Below are 16,230 nucleotides of genomic sequence, written 5' to 3'. Positions count from 1 at the left end.
CATTCTCTCCCGGGAATGCGGTCGCGCCATGTCCTTACGGTCCCGTGACGAAACCATGATGACAGCGATGACGGCGCACAAGCGCAAAACCGGCAACCGAGCGTTGCCAAGGCTCAACCCGGCGTAGATTCCGCGCCCGAACCCCGCTATTGGCTCGAACAAGCATCGTGATCCACGCACTCGCCAACCCCACGCGCTTCCTGAAGCTCGCGCGCCCGCTGACGCCGGTCCTGTTCTGGGCCGGGGTGGCGCTGGCGCTGTTCGGCGCCTGGGCGGGGCTGACCCAGACGCCGGCCGACTATCTCCAGAAGGAGAGCGTGCGCATTCTTTACATCCATGTCCCTGCGGCATGGCTGGGGATGGGGGGATGGACCGGCGTGGCGGGGGCGAGCCTCGGCTATCTGATCTGGCGGCATCCGCTCGCGCACATCGCCGCGCGATCGATCGCGCCGGCGGGGGCGGTATTTGCCGCGCTCTGCCTGATTACCGGCTCGATCTGGGGGCGCCCGACCTGGGGGACCTGGTGGGAATGGGACGGGCGGCTGACCAGCATGCTGCTGCTGTTCTTCGTATACATCGCGTACATCGCGCTCGCCCGCGCCGATAGCGATCGCGGCGGCGACGGGCGCGTGCCGGCGCTGTTCGGCGTGGCGGGATCGGTGCTGCTGCCGATCGTGCGCTATTCGGTGGTGTGGTGGAACACGCTCCACCAGGGGCAGAGCATCGGGCTGACCAGCTCGAGCATCGATGGTTCGATGCTGTGGCCGCTCTTCTTCACGATCGGCGGGTTCACCTTGCTGTTCGCCGGGGTGGTGCTGATGCGGATGCGGGCGATGCTCGCGACGCAGAAGGTCGAGGCGCGGTTGCGGCGGATGGCGGCGCGATGAACCATTGGGCGTTCGTGGGGGCGGCCTATGCCGTGACGCTGGCGGGCACCGGCGGGCTGGCGCTGTGGGCGTGGCGCTCGATGCGCCGGGCCGAGGTGGCGGCGGACTCGCTGAGGCGCGACGCATGAAGCCCAAGCATCAGCGGCTGGTATTGGGATTGCTCGCGCTCGGCGCCGTGCTCGGTGCATCGGGCCTCGCGCTGTCGGCGCTGCGGGACGAAGCGGCGTTCTTCTACGCGCCGGGCGACGTCGCCGGGAAGCCGCTGCCGCTCGGCAAGGCGGTGCGGCTGGGCGGGATGGTCGAGCAGGGCTCGATCGCGCGCCAGCCCGACGGGCTCTCGATCGCCTTTGTGGTGACCGACGGCAAGGCGCGGGTGCCGGTGGCGTTCCGCGGCGTCGCGCCCGATCTGTTCAAGGAAGGTTCGGGCGTGGTCGCCGAAGGCAAGTTCAACCCCGACGGCAGCTTCACCGCCGACAATCTGCTCGCCAAGCATGACGAGCGCTACATGCCGCCGCAGGTCGCGGGGAACATGCACAAGAGCGAGACGCTCGACAAATGATGGGCGCCAAATGATCGCCGAGGCAGGGCTTGCCGCCTTGTGGCTGGCGGCGGCGTTCGCGCTGGTCCAGCTATTGCTGGCATGGGGCGCGGCGCGGCATCGCGAGAACCCGAACGTGGCACCGCTGATGACCGCGCTCAGGCGGACGGCGCTGGTGCAGGGGCTGCTGGCGCTGCTCGCGTTCGGCCTGCTGATCGCGCTGTTCGTGCGCAGCGACATGTCGGTGCTGCTGGTCGCCGAGAACAGCCATTCGCTGAAGCCGATGCTCTACAAGGTCGCGGGCGCGTGGGGGAACCATGAGGGCTCGATGCTGCTCTGGGTCACCGTGCTGGCGACCGCGGGCGCGGGAGTCGCGATGTTCGAGCGGCGGCTGGCCGGGGGCACGCTCGCGGCGACTTTGGGCGCGCAGGCGGCGATCGGGTTGGGCTTCTACGCGTTCCTCGCCTTCGCCTCGAACCCTTTCGTGCGGCTCAATCCGCCGGCGCCGGACGGGCAGGGGCTCAATCCGCTGCTGCAGGACCCCGGCCTCGCCTTCCATCCGCCGACGCTCTATCTCGGCTATGTCGGGCTTTCGGTGGCGTTCAGCTTCGCGGTGGGCGCGCTGCTGATGCGTGACGTCGGTCCAGCCTTTGCCAGGGCGATGCGGCCCTGGGTTCTGGCGGCGTGGATCTTCCTGACGATCGGGATCACCGCAGGCAGCTACTGGGCCTATTACGAGCTCGGCTGGGGCGGCTGGTGGTTCTGGGATCCTGTTGAGAACGCATCGCTGATGCCGTGGCTGGCAGCGACCGCGCTGCTCCATTCGGTGACCGTGCTCGCGACCCGCGACGGACTGCGCGCATGGACGCTGATGCTCGCGCTCGTCGCCTTCGCGATGTCGATGATCGGCACCTTCCTCGTGCGTTCGGGGATCCTCGTCAGCGTCCATGCCTTCGCGGTCGATCCGACGCGCGGCACCTTCATCCTCGCGCTCCTCGGCATCTATATCGGCGGAGCGCTGGCGCTGTTCGGCGCGCGGGTGGGCACCGTCACCCAGGGGGCGACCTTCCAGCTCGTCAGCCGCGAGGGCGCGCTGGTGCTCAACAATCTGCTGCTCTCGGTGATCCTCGGCGTCGTCTTCATCGGCACGCTCTATCCGCTCGCGGCGCAGGCGGCGGGGGTGCAGCTGTCGATCGGCGCGCCTTTCTTCAACAAGGCGCTGGTGCCGGTGGCGCTGGTGCTGATGGTCGCGACGGCGGCGGGCCCGCTGCTGCGCTGGCGGCGCGACAACTGGAACGCGCTGGCGAAGCGCGCGCTGGTGCCGACCGCGGCGGCGGGCGCGGCCTTCGCGCTGGTCTTCGCGCTTTCGGGCGGCGCGCATTTCGTGCCGGTGCTGGGCATCGCGCTTGCGGTCGGGCTCGCCGTGGCGAGCGTGGTGCCGGTGGCGCGGCGCAACCTGCGCAGGACGCCGCTGCATGTCTGGGGGATGGTGATCGCGCATCTCGGCGTGGCGGTGAGCATCGCCGGGATGGCGGCGGACAGCGCGTTCAAGACCGAGCGGCTCGCGGCGATCGCGGTCGGGCAGAACGTCACCGTCGGGCCGTTCCGCGTGACTTTGGCCGATGTGCATCCGGCGATCGGCCCGAACTGGTCGGCGCTCGAGGCACGGCTGCAAGTGCGGCGCGGCGAAGGCAAGATGTTCGAGCTGTTCCCGCAACAGCGCTTCTTCAGCACCCCGCCGACCAACACCAACGAGGCGGCAATCTCGACGATGCTCGACGGCCAGCTCTACACGGTGCTCGGGCAGGGCGACGAACAGGGGCGCTGGCAGATCCGGCTGTGGTGGAAGCCGTTCGTGACGCTAATCTGGCTCGGCGGCGGGCTGATCGCGTTGGGTGGCGCGCTGGCGTTGATCGGGCGAGTCCGCCGCGAGCGCCGCGCCGACGAGGCGGAGGCCTGGGCATGAGGCGCCTGCTGATCTGGGCGCCGCTGGTGCTGTTCGCCCTGGTGTTCGCGCTGGTCGCGAGCGGGCTGCTCAAGCCGGGCGACCGGACGGTGCATTCGGCGATGGTCGGCAAGTCGCTCCCCGAGCTCGCGCTGCCGCCTTTGCTGCCGGACAGGCCGGGAATCGCGACGGGCGAGCTGAAGGGCAAGCCGCGGCTGCTCAACGTCTTCGCGAGCTGGTGCATCCCCTGCATCGCCGAGGCGCCGCAGCTGACGAAGCTCAAACAGGCGGGCGTCGAGATCGACGCGATCGCGGTGCGCGACACGCCCGAGGCGGTACAGGCCTTCCTTGCGCGCCACGGGGATCCCTATGCGCGGATCGGCGACGACAAAGCGAGCCGCGCGCAGCTGGCGCTGGGTTCGGCGGGCGTGCCCGAGACCTTCGTGATCGATGCCGCGGGGCGGATCGCGTACCAGCATATCGGCGAGATCCGCGAGGAGGACGTGCTGAAGCTGCTCGGCGAGCTGGAGAAGGCGAAGTGAGGGAGTCTTTCTCCTTCCGTCATCCCGGACTGGTTCCGGGATCCACCGTGCGGCGCGCGATGGCTTCCCGGCTCCTCGCCCCCACCAGGCCGCGTAGTGGACCCCGGCACAAGGCCGGGGTGACGGTGATGTTGGGGCTGGCGTTGTCGCTTGGCACGCCTGTGCTGGCCGATTCCAATCTTCCTCCCGCCGCGCTCGCCTATACCCAGCTGGCCGACCCCGCGCAGGAGGCGAAGGCCAAGGCGCTGATGGACACGCTGCGCTGCCTCGTCTGCCAGGGCCAGTCGATCGCCGACAGCGATGCCGAGATGGCGGGCGACATGCGCGCGCTGGTGCGCCAGAAGATCGCCGCGGGGGAATCGCCGGGGCAGGTGCGCAAATGGCTGGTCGAGCGCTATGGCGACTACGTCACTTATGATCCGCCGTTGAGCTGGGTCACCGCGCCGCTCTGGCTCGCGCCGCTGGTGTTGCTCGCCATCGGGCTGCTGCTCGCGCGCCGGGTGTTCCGGAGGCGGCGGGCATGATGGGCTGGGCGATGCTGCTGGCGATCGCGCTCGGTGCCGGGCTGCTGCTGTGGCTGACCGGTTTCCCGCGCAAGCTGTGGACCGTTGCGGCCACCGCGCTGACGCTCGGCGCGGCGGGCTATGCGTGGCAAGGCAGCCCGGGGCTCGCAGGGCATCCGGTGACGTCGGTCAAGAAGACGAGCGAGATCGATCCCGAAGTGATCGCGATCCGCGACGCGATGTTCGGGCGGTTCAACTTCACCTGGGGTTCCTTCATGCGCGCCGACGCGATGACGCGGGCGGGCGCGCCGGACACCGCGGTGCGCGCGATGATCCTGACGACGCGGCAAGCCGGCGGCGATCCGGGCGCGTGGATGTGGCTCGGCGTCAAGCTCGCCGAGAATGACGGCAATCAGGTCTCGCCGGCAGCGAAGTTCGCGTTCGAGCGCGCGCTCCAGCTGGGGCCGCAGCACCCCGGGCCGCCCTTCTTCTACGGGCTGGCGCTGATCCGCGAGGGCAGGTTCGCCGAAGCGCGGCCGCTCTGGGCGAAGGCAGTCGCGCTGACGCCGGAGAAGGCGAGCTATCGGCCGCAGCTGGTGGTGCGGCTGTTCCTGCTCGACCAGTTTCTCGCGGCGAAGGCGGCGGAGGAGAAGGCGGCGACGCCGAGGCCCTGACTCGCTCCCCTCCCTGCAACGGAGGGGCAGGGGGTGGGTGCGAGCGTAGCGAGCCATATCCTGGCGTCTCAACAAATAGAAAAGGCCGGGGCGTCGAGCCCCGACCTTTTCTACCCACCCCTGACCCCTCCCTAAGAGGGAGGGGGATGAGGGGTCAGCCCGCCCACGCCTCGTAGGGCAGGTCGAGATCGTCGGCGACGGCCTTGAAGGCGATCTTGCCCTTGTAGACGTTGAGGCCGTTGGCGAGGTGCTTGTCGGCCTTCATCGCGGCCTCGGCACCGAGATTGGCGAGGCGCAGCACGAAGGGCAGCGTCGCGTTGTTGAGCGCGAAGGCCGAGGTGCGCGCGACCGCGCCGGGCATGTTGGCGACGCAATAATGGATCACGCCGTCGATCTCGTAGACGGGATCGTCGTGCGTGGTCGGTTTCGAGGTCTCGAAGCAGCCGCCCTGATCGATCGCGATGTCGACCAGCACCGAGCCGCGCATCATCGTCTTGAGCATGTCGCGGGTGACCAGCTTGGGTGCCGCTGCGCCGGGCACCAGCACCGCGCCGATCACCACCTGCGACGTCTTCACGGCCTCGGCGATCGCGGCCTTGGAGGCATAGGCAGTCTTGATCTGGCTGCCGAAATGCATGTCGAGCTCGGCGAGACGCTCGTTGTTGATGTCGTAGATCGTCACGTCGGCGCGCTGGCCGGTGGCCATCTGCGCGGCGTTGATCCCCGAGACACCGCCGCCGAGGATCGCGACCTTGCACGGCGCGACGCCCGGAACGCCGCCGAGCAGCTCGCCGCGGCCGCCCTGCTCCTTCTCGAGATAGTGCGAGGCGACCTGGACCGACATGCGGCCGGCGACTTCGCTCATCGGCTTGAGCAAGGGCAGGGCGCCCGAGTTCGAAGTGACCGTCTCATAGGCGATGCAGGTCGCGCCGGACCGCATCAGCCCCTCGGCCTGCGGCTTGTCGGCGGCGAGATGGAGATAGGTGAACAGCGTGTGGCGCGGCTCGAGCAGCGCGATTTCCTGCGGCTGCGGCTCCTTGACCTTCACGATCATGTCCGACCCGGCGAACACCGCTGCGGCATCGGGGGCGATCTTCGCGCCGACCCTGGTATAGGCTTCGTCGGCGAAGTCGATCCCCATGCCGGCGCGGGTCTCGACCAGCACCTCATGGCCGGCGTGGATCAGCTCGGCGACCGAGGCCGGGGTCAGGCCGACGCGATATTCGTGATTTTTGATTTCCTTGGGCACACCAACGCGCATGGCATCTCTCCAGAGTCCGTGTGGCGCGAATAGTATCGCAAGATACCGCCGCGAATCTCTGCAAAGTTCATCAATTCGCGCTGGCTTTCGCGCATGAATTTGCGGTAATGACGGCCAAAATCGGAGATATTTGCGCGGTGGATCGGATCGACACGGCAATCCTGAAGCTGCTGGCGGCCGATGCGCGCGCGCCGGTGAGCCATGTCGCGTCGGCGGTGGGGCTTTCGCAATCGGCGTGCACGCGGCGGATCCAGGCGCTCGAGGCTTCGGGCCATATCACCGGCTATGGTGCCAGACTGGGACATAGATTGCTGGGTTTCCGGATCACCGCGCTGGTCGACATCACGCTCGGCACGCAGGTCGAGGAGGATCTCGCACGGTTCGAGCGCGCCGTGGCAGAGATCGACGGTGTGGTCGAGTGCGCGCTGGTCTCCGGCGGGCAGGATTATCGGCTCAAGGTGCTCGCGCAGGATCTCGATGATTATGAACGACTTCACCGCGAGCATCTCGGGCGTCTGCCCGGTGTGGTGACGATCAACTCGAGCTTCGTGCTGCGCGCGGTGCCCACCCGCGGCGAGGCCGATGCGCTGTTCGCGCCCGATCGTTGAGGAACAAGACGGGCCCTTGCGCGTCTCCGCTGGGATGACCATCTGCGTCGATCGGGCCCCGTTGCTAGCGCATGTTGCACGTGCTAACGGCCCGCGCACTTTATCGCAGACGAGAACACAGGTCGTATGACCAGGCCGGTTCCCTCCCTCGCGCGACAGCCGCGACAGTGAACATCAACGCAAGCGGGCAAGCGGAGACGCGCCCGACGCCCGACGAGTCGCATGGAGCGCACGGCCACGCCGCAGACGCGACGTGGAAGCTCGCGCTCGGCGCGATCGGCATCGTCTTCGGCGACATCGGCACCAGCCCGCTCTACGCCTTTCGCGAGACCTTTGCCGGACACCACAAGCTCGACCTCGACACCGTCCACATCATGGGCGTGATCAGCCTGATGTTCTGGTCGATGATGGTCGTGGTGACGCTCAAATACGTCACGATCATCATGCGCGCCGACAACAAGGGCGAGGGCGGCAGCCTCGCGCTGCTCGCATTGATCTCGCGCAGCGCCAACCAGAAGCGCTGGACGCAGGGGATCGTGCTCCTCGGCGTGTTCGCCACCGCGCTGTTCTACGGCGATTCGATGATCACCCCGGCGGTGTCGGTGCTGTCGGCAGTCGAGGGCGTGGCGATCGCGGCGCCGAGCTTCGCCAATCTGGTGATCCCGATCGCGGTCGTGATCCTCGTGATGCTGTTCTCGATCCAGCGGACCGGCACCGCGCGCGTCGGCGCGCTGTTCGGCCCGATCATGATGCTCTATTTCCTCGTCATCGCGACGCTGGGGGTGCTGAGCTTCATCCGGACGCCGGAGATCCTCTGGGCGTTGTCGCCGACTCACGCGGTGGATTTCTTCCTGCTCGATCCGGTCAGGGCCTTCCTCGCGCTCGGCTCGGTGGTCCTGGCGGTAACCGGTGCCGAGGCGCTCTACGCCGATATGGGGCATTTCGGGCGCAAGCCGATCCGCGTCTCGTGGCTGTGGTTCGTGCTGCCGGCGTTGATCCTCAACTATATGGGGCAGGGCGCGTTGCTGATGCGCGACGGCGCCAGCGCATTGACCAGCCCCTTCTACATGCTCGCGCCCGAAGGGCTGCAGCTGCCGCTGGTGATCCTCGCGACGATGGCGGCGATCATCGCCTCGCAGGCAGTGATCTCGGGCGCCTTCTCGGTCACCCAGCAGGCGATCCAGCTCGGCTTCGTGCCGCGGCTCAAGATCGAGCATACCAGCGCCTCGACCGCGGGGCAGATCTACATCCCGGTGATCAACTGGGCGCTGATGACGATGGTGATCCTGCTGGTGCTGTCGTTCCGCACCTCGTCGAACCTCACCGCGGCCTATGGCATCGCGGTCACCGGCGCGATGCTGATCGACAATTGCCTGCTCGCGGTGGTGCTGTTCGCGCTGTGGCAGTGGAAGAAGCGCTACGCGATCCCGCTGCTCGCGCTGTTCTTCGCGGTCGATCTCGCCTATTTCGCCGCGAACCTGACCAAGGTGCCCGACGGCGGCTGGTTCCCGCTGCTGGTGGGCTTCATCGTCTTCACCTTGCTCACGACCTGGGCCAAGGGGCGCAAGCTGATGATCGAGCGGCTGCGCGAGAGCGCGATGCCGATCAAGATTTTCATCGAATCGGCCGCGATCGCCGCTGCGCGGGTGCCGGGCACCGCGGTGTTCATGACCTCGACTCCCGACGGCGTGCCGCACGCGCTGCTCCACAATCTGAAGCACAACAAGGTGCTCCACGAACGCGTGATCCTGCTCACCGTGAAGATCGCCGACGTGCCCTATGTGCCCGACGAGAAACGGATGAAGGTCGACGATCTCGGCAAGGGCTTCCACCGCATGATCCTGTTCTACGGCTTCATGCAGGAGGCCGATGTGCCCGCGGCGCTCAAACAGGTCAGCGCGTGCGGCGCCGAGTTCAAGATGATGGACACGAGCTTCTTCCTCGCGCGGCAGACGCTGCTCCCCTCGTCGCGGCCGGGGATGATGATCTGGCGCGAGAAGCTGTTCGCGTGGATGCTGCGCAACGCCGAAAGCGCGATGGAGTTCTTCCGCCTGCCGACCAACCGGGTGGTCGAGCTGGGGAGCCAGGTCGAGATCTGAGCGCCAGCGCGCCCCTGATCGTCACCGTCCTGTTCGGGCGGCAGGACCAGGCGTGGTTCGATACGCTGCGCCGCGACCATTATCCGCCCGAGCGCAACGTGCTGCCCGCGCATCTGACCCTGTTCCACCATCTGCCGCCCGGCGTGAGCGAGGAGCTGAAGCAGCGGCTGTCGGCCGAGACGCGCGGCGTCCGCGCGCCGCGGGCGAAGGTGACCGGGCTGATGTCGCTCGGCGGCGGGGTGGCGTACCGGATCGAGGCGCCCGAACTGATGGCGATTCGCGAGAGGTTGAGCGCTGCGTTCGCGGGGCTGCTGATGCCGCAGGATGCCGGGCGCTGGCGCCCCCATGTCACGGTGCAGAACAAGGTGCGGCCGTCGCTCGCCAAGGTTGTGCTGGCGGCCCTCTCGCGCGATTTCGTGCCGCGCGAGGTCGAGATCGCGGGGTTGGCGAGCTGGTGGTATCGCGGCGGGCCGTGGGAACCGCATTCGCGGCACATGTTCGCGTGAAGATGCCGGCTTGACCGGGCGAAAAGCGGGACCTATGTCGCGCCCTCGCCCGGAAGGGGCGAGCCTTTGATGGGTGCTTCGCAAAGCTGCGTGCGCCTGATTGGGGCGGAGTAGCTCAGTTGGTTAGAGCAGCGGAATCATAATCCGCGTGTCGGGGGTTCAAGTCCCTCCTCCGCTACCACCTTCCCCCTCATTTCGCGCAAGCGCGGCGCTATCCCTGCGCCGGTCGACTTTCTAAGCTTCGGGCATCACGCACGAACAGGAAGGTCCTGCATGCCCGATACCCTCGTCCTTCGCGCGCTCGCCGGCGCGGCGTTTCTGGCGCTTTCGGCGCTTCCCGCAGCCGCGCAGCAGCAACAACAACAACAACAGCAGCCGCAGCCGCAGCCGCAGCCGCAGCCCCAGGCGCCTGCGGCACCCGGCGACCCCTTTGCCGGCATTCCGGCGGCCAAGGCGGAGGACGTCGCATCGATCGATGCGATCCTCGCCGCGCTTTACGGGACGATCTCGGGCGATGTCGGGCAGAAGCGCGACTGGGATCGCTTCCGCTCGCTCTTCTATCCCGGCGCGAAACTCATCCCCACCGGCATGCCCAAGGACAGCCCGGTGGCGCGGGCGCGGGTGCTGACGCCCGAGGATTATGTCAGCCATAGCGGCCCGTTCGTCGAGCGGATCGGCTTCCACGAGGTCGAGATCGCCCGCAAGACCGATCACTATGGCTATGTCGCGCACGTCTTCTCGACCTATGACGGCCACTCGCAGAGCGGCGAGGCGCCGCCGATCCGCGGGATCAACAGCATCCAGCTGTTCAACGACGGCAAGCGCTGGTGGATCGTCAACGTCTTCTGGATGCAGGAATCGGAGAAATATCCGATCCCCAAGGCGTATTTGCCGGCGGCGCGCTGATCCGCGCCTATCTGCCCACATAAATTTGCTTTGTCGGCGTCGCCGGAGCGGCAACCCATGTTGCGCTCGGCGATGCCGAACCCCTAGATGCGGTATCCCAGAGATATCGGACGACCCATGACCGCCACCCATTCGACTCGCATGCTCATCCTCGGCTCGGGCCCGGCCGGCCTCTCCGCCGCCATCTATGGCGCGCGCGCCGGGCTTGCGCCGATCGTGGTGCAGGGCATCCAGCCGGGCGGTCAGCTGATGACCACCACCGACGTCGAGAATTATCCCGGCTTCCGCGAAGTGATCCAAGGCCCGTGGCTGATGCAGGAGATGCAGGCGCAGGCCGAGCATGTCGGCGCGCAGATGCTGTGGGACACGATCGTCGAGGTCGATGTCTCGCAGCGCCCGTTCCGCATGGTAGGCGACAGCGGCACCGTCTATCTCGGCGACACGCTGGTGATCGCGACCGGTGCGCAGGCCAAGTGGCTGGGGCTCGATTCGGAGGAATTGCTCAAGGGCAAGGGCGTCAGCGCCTGCGCGACCTGCGACGGCTTCTTCTTCCGCGGCAAGAAGGTCGCGGTGATCGGCGGCGGCAACACCGCGGTCGAGGAGGCGCTCTACCTCACCAACCACAGCCATGACGTGACGCTGATCCATCGCCGCGACAGCCTGCGCGCGGAGAAGATCCTCCAGCAGCGGCTGTTCGCCAACGAGAAGATCACGACGCTCTGGAACAAGAAGGTCGAGCGTTTCATCGATGGCGGCGGGGTGACCGGCCTCGTCGGCATCGAACTCAAGGACATGGAGACCGGCGAGCTCTCGACGCTCGAGGTCGATGGCGGGTTCGTCGCGATCGGCCACCATCCGGCGACTGAGCTGTTCCGCGGCCATATCGCGCTCGACGATGACGGCTACATCACCGTCGACAAGGGCACGACGCGGACCAACGTCCCCGGCGTGTTCGCGTGCGGCGACGTGATGGACAAGCACTACCGCCAGGCGATCACCGCCGCGGGCACCGGCTGCATGGCCGCGCTCGACGCCGAGCGCTTCCTCGCCGAAGCCGATTTCGAGCAGGTCGCCGAAGCGGCGGAGTGACGCGGTAAGCGCGGAAGGTTAGGCGAAAGTGAGGCCAAGGCGGTCCGCGCAGCTGATTTGACCTGGTGCAAAGAGCGGCCGAGGCGAAGCTCGGGAGCGGCAGTGCAGCAGGCGAAATCCTACATTGCAAGCGCGAGTCAGAGCGCGGCGAGCACCCGTTGGAACAGCCAGTTCTTGTCGTCCGGAGAGGCGAAGCTATGGCTTGCGGTGTCGCGCTGCTCCACTTCGGCCTTGCCCCGGGCCTGCTCGAAAGCGGTCCCGCACCAGGCGTCCAGAAAGGCGATGGCGGTGTTGTCGCGGCGCGCGAGGAGCAGCAGGACGGGTATTTCGGCGGTGCTCAATGCCTCGGCGAGCTGTGCGGCCAGCGTGTCCGGTGCTTGCGACTGACTTGCAGAAGACTTCAATAACCCTCTGACGAGCTTTGAAATATCAACCCCGCCCCGTAGTGCTCTCAGCCACTGGCGAGGGTCGCGGAGGCGTTCGGCATAATGGGCGCGGATCGCGGCAGCGGGGGGCAGGTCGTCAGCTTGTTCCTCTACAGCCCAGGGATTGGCGAGGATCAGTGCGTCGATTTTGGCGGTGCGGTGGAACAGGGCGAGCGCAGCAGCGGCGTCGCAATTGCCGAAGCCGACGATCCGGGTGAGGTGCGGGGCGTTTCGGCGGAAAATCGTTGCCGCCGCTTCGATATCCTCGGCGCTGCTCTCGAACCCGCGATTGTCGCCGCTCGAGTCGCCGATGCCGCGGCGGTCGAAGCGAAACACCGGATATCCTGCCTCGGCGAGCCGCGCGGCGAGCAGCGCCATGCCCCTATGCGCACCGGCGCGGATCTCGTTGCCGCCCGAGACGATGAGCAGCCCGGTGGTCCCCGGCGCGGCGTCGAGCGTGCCGACCAGCGTCTCGCCGGCGCAGGCGAATTCGATCAGGCTTCGCATGCGCGCACCCAGGCGGCGATATCGTCGGCCAGCAGATGGGCTAGCGCGGGATCATTGTCGGGCTCGGCGCGGCGCCAGAGCGGCGCACCTTGCAGCTTGACGTCAGCGGCGCGGGCATCGCCTTCGAAGCGCATGGTGCGCGCGGCGGCCGGCATCGCCGTCTCGAGCTCGGTGAGCAGTGCCGGTGACAGCAGGTTGCCGGCATAGTTGTTGCCGTCATTCAGGCCGCGCAGCCTGCCGAGCTCGCGGACCAGCTCGGCGCCGGTGGTCGGGACGAGATGGCAGCGCCCGGCTGATTCAGCCTGGGTGTCGAGCAGGGCGCCGCTGCGGACGGCGAATGCATAGGCCTTGTCGAACCGCGCGCACGCCGCCGCGAATCCGGCGCGCAGATCTGCCAAGGTCGCCGCTTCCGTCGGAAGCAGGCTCTCGCCCTGGCCGGGCAGTTCGGGCAGCGCGCCGGCGATGCCGCGCTCGGCCAGCTGGCGCAGGATCGTCACCACGAAAGCGCGGGTGCGATTGGCTTCCTCGAACAGAGGCAGCGCCGCGACGACGACCGGGCCGGTATCCGGACCGAAGCGGAGCATCGCTTCGCGGCCGCCGGCCCAATCGTACTGGTCGATCAACCGAGCGCCTTGTCGGCGGCGAAGCGGGTGAGCGCGCCGAAGCTCTCGAGCATCTCGCCATCGACTTCGTCATCCTCGATCAGGATGCCGAGGCGATCCTCGATCTCGGTGAGCACGCCCGCCACCGCGAGCGAATCGAGCTCGGGCAGCGCGCCGAACAGCGGCGTGTCCTCACGGAACGCCGCGGCGCGCTCGGCGCTCAATCCCAGCACGTCGCGGAGCACTCCGCGCACGGCGTTTTCAACCTCTGCGAACCCTTCGCGCTGCAATGCGTATCCCCTGCGAGCGATTTTTCGCCTCCGTAAGGCTTGGCGGGTGCGCTGCCAAGGCTAAGGTCGGCGGCGATGATAGCGCTCGATCCCGTTCCGAAACCGATCGACACGCTGCCGCTGCGCGGCGCGGCCGATGCGGTGGCGCTCGAGGACCGCGCCGGAACGCTGACCTATGCCGGGCTTGAAGCGGGCGTGGGCGAACTCGCGCACCGGCTGGCCGCGCACGGGCTGGCGGCGGGCGACCGCGTGGCGAGCTGGCTGCCCAAGACGCGCACGGCGTGCCTGATGCCGCTGGCGGCGCCGCGCGCGGGGCTGGTGCATGTGCCGATCAATCCGGTGCTCAAGCGCGCGCAGGTCGCGCATATCCTCGCCGATAGCGGCGCGCGGGTGCTGGTGACGCAGGAGGCCCGGATCGCGGCGCTCGAGCCGGGGGACGTGCCGGCGGGGTGCCGGATCGTCACCGAGGAGGAGCTGATTTCGGACGATCGGCTGGGGCCGTCGAACGCCGATCCGGCTGCGCTCGCGGCGATCCTCTATACCTCGGGGTCGACCGGAAGGCCCAAGGGGGTGATGCTCAGTCACGCCAATTTATGGCTCGGAGCCATCGCCGTGGCGCATTATCTTCAGATTGGTTCTGAGGATCGCGTGCTCGGCGTGCTGCCGTTGAGCTTCGATTATGGCCAGAACCAGCTGCTGTCGACCTGGGCCGCCGGCGGGCGCGTGATTCCGCTCGACTATCTCACTGCGCGCGACGTGGTGAAGGCAGTCGAGCGTCATGAAGTCACCAGCCTTGCCGGGGTGCCGCCGCTCTGGGTGCAACTGCTCGAGGCGGACTGGCCGGCGGAGACCGCCATCCGGCTGCGTCGGCTGACCAATTCGGGGGGGGCGCTGACCCCGCGGCTGGTGCGCGGGCTGCGCGCGCGCTTTCCCAACGCCGCTCTCTATCCGATGTACGGCCTCACCGAGGCGTTTCGCTCGACCTATCTCGATCCGGCGCTGGTCGATGCGCGCCCCGAGTCGATCGGGCGGGCGATCCCCTTCGCCGAGATCCTCGTGGTGCGCCCCGACGGCACCCGCGCCGCCCCGGACGAGCCGGGTGAGCTGGTCCATGCCGGGCCGCTGGTCGCGCAGGGCTATTGGCACGATGCGGAACGGACCGCGCAGCGCTTCCGTCCGGCGCCCGAATTCGCCACAAGCACGGGCATGGCGGTATGGTCGGGCGATACGGTGGTCGAGGACGGCGAGGGGCTGCTGCGCTTCGTCGGGCGCGACGACGAGATGATCAAGAGCGCGGGCAACCGGATCAGCCCCACCGAGATCGAGGATGCGGTGCTCAGTGGCGGCGAAGTGGCCGAGGCAGCGGCGTTCGGTGTCCCCGACGAAAGGCTGGGGCAGGCGATCGTGGTGGTCGCGCGCGGTGACGGTTCGCGGGAGGCGGAATTGCGGACGCGGCTGCGGCGCGAACTGCCGAGCTTCCTCCAGCCGGCGCGCTATGATTGGCGGGCGGAGTTGCCGCGCAACGCCAATGGCAAGCTCGATCGGACGGCGTTGCGGGGGAGCGTGGCATGAACCCCAAGGCCTTTGGCCCGATCCCGCCCGAATTCCGCGACCTTGCCGCGCTGCCGTGGCTCGACGAGCCGACGCCGGCCTATGTCTACGACTTCGCCATCGTCGCGGCGCGGATCGCGCGGTTGCGCGCGGCGCTGCCGGACGCGGTGGCGGTGCATTACGCGATCAAGGCCAATCCCTTGCCCGCGTTGCTCAAGGCGATCGCGCCCTTGGTCGACGGGCTCGACGTCGCCTCGGCGGGCGAGATGGATCGCGCGCTCGACGTCATGGCGGCGAAGGCGATCAGCTTTGCCGGACCGGGCAAGCGCGATGCCGAGATCGAGCTGGCGATCCGCGCGGGGGTGACGATCAATGTGGAGTCCGAGAGCGAGGCGCAGCGCGCGCTGGCGATCGGCGGGCTGATCGAGATGCGGCCGAGGCTCGCGGTGCGGGTGAACCCCGATTTCGAGCTGCGCGGATCGGGGATGAAAATGGGCGGGCGCGCTTCGCCGTTCGGAGTCGAGGCGCAGCATGTCGCAGGGCTGGTCAAAAGGCTGATCCTCGGCGGCGCCGAGTGGCGCGGGCTGCACATCTTCGCCGGATCCCAGTCGCTCGATACCCAGGCGGTGATCGAGACGCAGGCGGCGACGGTGGCGCTGGCGGCGCGGATCGCCGAAGAGGCGCACCGCGCGCCGCCTCTGGTCAATCTCGGCGGCGGGTTCGGCATCCCCTATTTCCCCGGCGACACGCCGCTCGATGTCGAGGCGATCGGGGCGGCGCTGGGCGAGGAGATCGGCAAGCTGCGCACCAGCTACGCGATCGAGCTCGGGCGCTGGCTGGTCGGCGAGGCCGGGGTCTATCTGGCGCGCGTCGTCGACCGCAAGCAGAGCCAAGGCGAGACCTTTCTCGTCGTCGATGGCGGGCTCAACCACCACCTCGCCGCGACCGGCAATTTCGGCACGGTGGTGCGGCGCAACTATCCGGTCGCGGTCGCGCATCGGCTGCAGGATCCTGCCGAGGAAGTGGTGACGATCGTCGGGCCGCTGTGCACCCCGCTCGACCGGCTCGCCGACCGGGTGGCGCTGCCGACCACGCGGGTGGGTGACGTCATCGCGATCTTCGCGTCGGGGGCCTATGGCGCCAGCGCCAGTCCCGCGGCGTTCCTCGGGCATCCGCCGGCGCGCGAGTTGCTGGTGGGTGCGGACCACGCCTAACGCTATCTTTACCTCTGAAGACCATAGCTGACCCTGATCCAGGCGGGGGAGCGGACGAGACGTCGGCCGCGCTCGACCTCGTT

General features: G+C 68.2%; 18 protein-coding genes and 1 tRNA gene. 15 read left to right on the top strand and 4 right to left on the bottom strand.

Going from position 1 to position 16,230, the window contains the following annotated elements:
* The first annotated feature begins 167 nt into the window (after positions 1-167).
* The 7 genes from ccmC (at position 168) to E5A74_RS07465 (ending at position 5,089) form a co-directional block, all read left to right on the top strand.
* On the top strand, positions 168-887 hold the full coding sequence (gene ccmC / locus E5A74_RS07495; RefSeq protein ID WP_206365793.1) for a heme ABC transporter permease CcmC: 720 nt from the start codon (positions 168-170) through the stop codon (positions 885-887).
* A complete protein-coding gene (gene ccmD / locus E5A74_RS07490) occupies positions 884-1,015 on the top strand; it encodes a heme exporter protein CcmD (protein ID WP_135983616.1) in 132 nt (43 codons plus the stop codon). Before ccmC ends, ccmD begins: the two co-directional genes overlap by 4 nt.
* Entirely contained in the window at positions 1,012-1,446 is a 435-nt protein-coding gene (ccmE, locus tag E5A74_RS07485; protein WP_135983615.1) for a cytochrome c maturation protein CcmE, read from the top strand. The genes ccmD and ccmE overlap by 4 nt, the downstream gene beginning before the upstream one ends.
* Before the next feature lie 10 nt (positions 1,447-1,456).
* Complete coding sequence (locus E5A74_RS07480; protein ID WP_135983614.1) at positions 1,457-3,391, top strand: heme lyase CcmF/NrfE family subunit; 1,935 nt, start codon at positions 1,457-1,459, stop codon at positions 3,389-3,391.
* Entirely contained in the window at positions 3,388-3,912 is a 525-nt protein-coding gene (locus E5A74_RS07475) for a redoxin family protein (RefSeq protein WP_135983613.1), read from the top strand. The genes E5A74_RS07480 and E5A74_RS07475 overlap by 4 nt, the downstream gene beginning before the upstream one ends.
* 128 nt (positions 3,913-4,040) lie before the next feature.
* Positions 4,041-4,436, top strand: coding sequence for a cytochrome c-type biogenesis protein (locus E5A74_RS07470; RefSeq protein WP_135983765.1), 396 nt, complete (start codon positions 4,041-4,043; stop codon positions 4,434-4,436).
* On the top strand, positions 4,433-5,089 hold the full coding sequence (locus E5A74_RS07465; RefSeq protein WP_240699714.1) for a tetratricopeptide repeat protein: 657 nt from the start codon (positions 4,433-4,435) through the stop codon (positions 5,087-5,089). The genes E5A74_RS07470 and E5A74_RS07465 overlap by 4 nt, the downstream gene beginning before the upstream one ends.
* Before the next feature lie 154 nt (positions 5,090-5,243).
* Here E5A74_RS07465 and ald read toward each other — a convergent pair whose 3' ends face one another.
* The gene (ald, locus tag E5A74_RS07460; protein ID WP_135983612.1) at positions 5,244-6,350 is read right to left on the bottom strand and encodes an alanine dehydrogenase; all 1,107 of its coding nucleotides are present in this window, start codon (positions 6,348-6,350) and stop codon (positions 5,244-5,246) included.
* A gap of 137 nt (positions 6,351-6,487) precedes the next feature.
* Between ald and E5A74_RS07455 the strand changes: the two genes are divergently transcribed.
* From E5A74_RS07455 to trxB, 6 genes are all read left to right on the top strand, one after another.
* Positions 6,488-6,958, top strand: a complete 471-nt coding sequence (locus E5A74_RS07455) for an Lrp/AsnC family transcriptional regulator (RefSeq protein ID WP_135983611.1) — start codon at positions 6,488-6,490, stop codon at positions 6,956-6,958.
* A gap of 167 nt (positions 6,959-7,125) precedes the next feature.
* Positions 7,126-9,057 (top strand): potassium transporter Kup, encoded by a 1,932-nt coding sequence (locus E5A74_RS07450; RefSeq protein WP_420822490.1) that lies wholly within the window; start codon positions 7,126-7,128, stop codon positions 9,055-9,057.
* Positions 9,054-9,563 (top strand): 2'-5' RNA ligase family protein, encoded by a 510-nt coding sequence (locus E5A74_RS07445; protein ID WP_135983763.1) that lies wholly within the window; start codon positions 9,054-9,056, stop codon positions 9,561-9,563. The genes E5A74_RS07450 and E5A74_RS07445 overlap by 4 nt, the downstream gene beginning before the upstream one ends.
* A 104-nt stretch (positions 9,564-9,667) precedes the next feature.
* Positions 9,668-9,744, top strand: a tRNA-Met gene (locus tag E5A74_RS07440).
* 92 nt (positions 9,745-9,836) lie between these two features.
* Entirely contained in the window at positions 9,837-10,469 is a 633-nt protein-coding gene (locus E5A74_RS07435) for a hypothetical protein (RefSeq protein WP_135983609.1), read from the top strand.
* Positions 10,470-10,586: 117 nt separating this feature from the next.
* Positions 10,587-11,558, top strand: coding sequence for a thioredoxin-disulfide reductase (gene trxB / locus E5A74_RS07430; RefSeq protein WP_135983608.1), 972 nt, complete (start codon positions 10,587-10,589; stop codon positions 11,556-11,558).
* A gap of 137 nt (positions 11,559-11,695) precedes the next feature.
* Here trxB and E5A74_RS07425 read toward each other — a convergent pair whose 3' ends face one another.
* The 3 genes from E5A74_RS07425 to E5A74_RS07415 are packed head-to-tail and all read right to left on the bottom strand — an operon-like array spanning position 11,696 to position 13,346.
* Positions 11,696-12,490 carry a hydrolase 1, exosortase A system-associated gene (locus tag E5A74_RS07425; RefSeq protein ID WP_135983607.1) on the bottom strand — a complete coding sequence of 265 codons (795 nt, stop codon included), beginning with the start codon at positions 12,488-12,490 and terminating at the stop codon, positions 11,696-11,698.
* Positions 12,478-13,113, bottom strand: coding sequence for a hypothetical protein (locus E5A74_RS07420; protein WP_135983606.1), 636 nt, complete (start codon positions 13,111-13,113; stop codon positions 12,478-12,480). The genes E5A74_RS07425 and E5A74_RS07420 overlap by 13 nt, the downstream gene beginning before the upstream one ends.
* The gene (locus E5A74_RS07415) at positions 13,110-13,346 is read right to left on the bottom strand and encodes a phosphopantetheine-binding protein (protein WP_420822489.1); all 237 of its coding nucleotides are present in this window, start codon (positions 13,344-13,346) and stop codon (positions 13,110-13,112) included. The genes E5A74_RS07420 and E5A74_RS07415 overlap by 4 nt, the downstream gene beginning before the upstream one ends.
* A 111-nt stretch (positions 13,347-13,457) precedes the next feature.
* Between E5A74_RS07415 and E5A74_RS07410 the strand changes: the two genes are divergently transcribed.
* Complete coding sequence (locus E5A74_RS07410; protein ID WP_206365792.1) at positions 13,458-14,954, top strand: acyl-CoA ligase (AMP-forming), exosortase A system-associated; 1,497 nt, start codon at positions 13,458-13,460, stop codon at positions 14,952-14,954.
* Positions 14,951-16,147 (top strand): pyridoxal-dependent decarboxylase, exosortase A system-associated, encoded by a 1,197-nt coding sequence (locus tag E5A74_RS07405; protein ID WP_135983604.1) that lies wholly within the window; start codon positions 14,951-14,953, stop codon positions 16,145-16,147. Before E5A74_RS07410 ends, E5A74_RS07405 begins: the two co-directional genes overlap by 4 nt.
* Positions 16,148-16,230 lie beyond the last annotated feature (83 nt).

The sequence above is a fragment of the Sphingomonas naasensis genome (assembly GCF_004792695.1).
GTDB classification, from domain to species: Bacteria; Pseudomonadota; Alphaproteobacteria; order Sphingomonadales; family Sphingomonadaceae; genus Sphingomonas; species Sphingomonas naasensis.
The sequence above is the reverse complement of the archived record's forward strand: the minus strand, read 5'-3'. Positions and strand labels throughout refer to the sequence as shown.

What these genes read in the sequence shown, in the direction of transcription:
- ccmD (WP_135983616.1), top strand. Translation starts at nt 884, where the DNA reads ATGAACCATTGGGCGTTCGTGGGGGCGGCCTATGCCGTGACGCTGGCG.
- ccmE (WP_135983615.1), top strand. Translation starts at nt 1,012, where the DNA reads ATGAAGCCCAAGCATCAGCGGCTGGTATTGGGATTGCTCGCGCTCGGC.
- E5A74_RS07480 (WP_135983614.1), top strand. Translation starts at nt 1,457, where the DNA reads ATGATCGCCGAGGCAGGGCTTGCCGCCTTGTGGCTGGCGGCGGCGTTC.
- E5A74_RS07475 (WP_135983613.1), top strand. Translation starts at nt 3,388, where the DNA reads ATGAGGCGCCTGCTGATCTGGGCGCCGCTGGTGCTGTTCGCCCTGGTG.
- E5A74_RS07470 (WP_135983765.1), top strand. Translation starts at nt 4,041, where the DNA reads ATGTTGGGGCTGGCGTTGTCGCTTGGCACGCCTGTGCTGGCCGATTCC.
- E5A74_RS07465 (WP_240699714.1), top strand. Translation starts at nt 4,433, where the DNA reads ATGATGGGCTGGGCGATGCTGCTGGCGATCGCGCTCGGTGCCGGGCTG.
- ald (WP_135983612.1), bottom strand. Translation starts at nt 6,350, where the DNA reads ATGCGCGTTGGTGTGCCCAAGGAAATCAAAAATCACGAATATCGCGTC.
- E5A74_RS07435 (WP_135983609.1), top strand. Translation starts at nt 9,837, where the DNA reads ATGCCCGATACCCTCGTCCTTCGCGCGCTCGCCGGCGCGGCGTTTCTG.
- trxB (WP_135983608.1), top strand. Translation starts at nt 10,587, where the DNA reads ATGACCGCCACCCATTCGACTCGCATGCTCATCCTCGGCTCGGGCCCG.
- E5A74_RS07425 (WP_135983607.1), bottom strand. Translation starts at nt 12,490, where the DNA reads ATGCGAAGCCTGATCGAATTCGCCTGCGCCGGCGAGACGCTGGTCGGC.
- E5A74_RS07410 (WP_206365792.1), top strand. Translation starts at nt 13,458, where the DNA reads ATGATAGCGCTCGATCCCGTTCCGAAACCGATCGACACGCTGCCGCTG.
- E5A74_RS07405 (WP_135983604.1), top strand. Translation starts at nt 14,951, where the DNA reads ATGAACCCCAAGGCCTTTGGCCCGATCCCGCCCGAATTCCGCGACCTT.